This is a genomic window from Fulvivirga lutimaris (assembly GCF_009711525.1).
GTDB lineage: Bacteria > Bacteroidota > Bacteroidia > Cytophagales > Cyclobacteriaceae > Fulvivirga > Fulvivirga lutimaris.
This window is the reverse complement of record NZ_SMLV01000113.1, coordinates 1-1928: the sequence shown is the minus strand read 5'-3', so window position 1 is coordinate 1928 and position 1928 is coordinate 1. Positions and strand designations below refer to the sequence as shown.

2 protein-coding genes are annotated in these 1928 nt (G+C 35.6%); both read right to left on the bottom strand.

The features are described from left to right. Positions 1-240 precede the first annotated feature (240 nt). Positions 241-1116 (bottom strand): alpha/beta hydrolase, encoded by an 876-nt coding sequence (locus tag E1140_RS00525; RefSeq protein WP_155178001.1) that lies wholly within the window; start codon positions 1114-1116, stop codon positions 241-243. Positions 1117-1192: 76 nt separating this feature from the next. Next, positions 1193-1843 carry a hypothetical protein gene (locus E1140_RS00520; RefSeq protein ID WP_155178000.1) on the bottom strand — a complete coding sequence of 217 codons (651 nt, stop codon included), beginning with the start codon at positions 1841-1843 and terminating at the stop codon, positions 1193-1195. Positions 1844-1928: the final 85 nt, after the last annotated feature.

Here is a 1928-nt window from a genome sequence, read left to right as displayed (position 1 = left end):
TTTTGACCAAGATATGGGTTTTCTATTGTTAAAGAATCATTTTCTTTCGTATTAGAATTTTCAGTTTTACAAGCACTTAAAAATATTACAGGCACCAATACCGAGAATTTAATTATTAGGTTTTTCATAATTTCATCTAAAGTTATTAAGGTTAAATACTGTGTTTTATAAATTGAATCAGTTGAACCTGATTCAGCTATCCTGTTGATTAAACCATGCTAAAATTGCCGGTTGGTCTCTTTAGGTTTCTCTTGTTGTATCCACTTCTCCGTATCTCATGATCTCCCGTTCAATCTGCTCATTTTGTTCTTTGTTTTGCACATGTTTTGAGCGTTCCAAAAGCGTACTTGTTTTCAGTGAAGGGAATATCTTAACTGCCCGTTTTATCATTTTTTTTCCAGGGAACAGGATGTCGTCTTGAGCTGCAAAAAGATGAATTGGAGTCACAATTTTCTCAGCTTTGTTAGCATCTATGACGGGGATCGGTGTAAAGTCCATGTCAAATTCTAAAAAGACTTTAGAGAGAAATTTGATGGCAAACTCATCCCGATGGGTAAATAGATGGGATAAAAACCTCTCAACATACTTTACTTTTTTAGTCTTCATGTACCTTTTCATTGGGATGAAAACCTTAAACAAGGCCGTAAATGGATTTCCATTTACGATATAAGCAGGGGCAGATAAGTACACCTCCTTAATTTTTGCTTCATCATGTTCTAGCGTTTTCAAGATGATCAATCCGCCAAAAGAGAACCCTGCCATAGTTACTGAGTCAATCTTTAGTTCAGTTATCACTTCATTCATCCATTTTCCATAAGAGTCATCTTTCATACTTAGCCGCGCCTCTGCGCTTTTATTGGGTTGAGCCAATACATCCACAGCAAAAACTCTGAATTTCTTATGCAGATTAGCATAGGTCTCGAGAGCAATAGGAGCACAGCCATTCGATCCATGCACTAAAATTATTGGGGGGTTTGATGGATTCCCGGTAGTTATGATATTGGTCTTTCCAAAATCGGTTAGTACTGTTAAATATTCATAGTCGATTTTGAGGCTTTCCAGTTTTTTATAGTAAAGACTGAGTATTTCGTTCTTTCCTTTTTTTGATTTGAACATAATATCAGGATATGAGTCTTTCTAAGTAGAATTATTTTTTTCGCGTTTCCAATCACTGCTCATAGGAAGCTTATCTTTAAAAATTCCACCCTAAGTAAATCTGTGGCTCCAAAAGAAAGTAATTTCTCCATTTATCATCCAACTCCTTAAACCCATCAGGAGCATTGTTATCAGACGTCCAGAGCATACAATTAATCTGTGGTTCTATGAAAAAATGCTTTTTCTTACCAAATGCGATATGGTAGCCAAGATGATACGAAGTATAAAGTTTAAAACCATTTCCTATTTTATTACCGTCTAGATCCAAATAGGTTTGAAATTGCGGTAGAACTTCAGCAGTTGCAAATAACCCTTTCCATAGCATACGTTGGTACGTTATGCCTATTCCTTTTGTTCGCACATGTCCTGGATAGTATTCACTTTCTGATTCTATTTTATCCAAAAGACCATCCCACCATGTGATTCCCATTGGTTGAAACAATCGAAAGTGGGCAAACTTCACCCCTATAATGTTCTTATTATCCAGGTTGCGTTTTATATGAAGCTCTAAGTGTTGTGTACTTGTATGATCGTTCCAGGAACTCACGATAAGTCCTTCAGGAACAAAATAAGGTATACTAATCCTCCACTTCTGAGCTACTTCAGTTTCATTACTCTCTGAAGAGTTAGTTTGAGCAAAAGCACTAAGCGTGCAAGAAAATAAAAGAATGGCTAATAGATTTTTCATAATAGTTTTTTGTAGTTCAAATTATTTCATTATTTCTGGGTAAAGGAGATTCTTACAGGAAGGTGATTTTTTTGTCAAAATCTTT

Bases quoted from the DNA above. Each gene is read 5' to 3' on its own strand.
- E1140_RS00520 (WP_155178000.1), bottom strand. From the start codon at position 1,843: ATGAAAAATCTATTAGCCATTCTTTTATTTTCTTGCACGCTTAGTGCT.
- E1140_RS00525 (WP_155178001.1), bottom strand. From the start codon at position 1,116: ATGTTCAAATCAAAAAAAGGAAAGAACGAAATACTCAGTCTTTACTAT.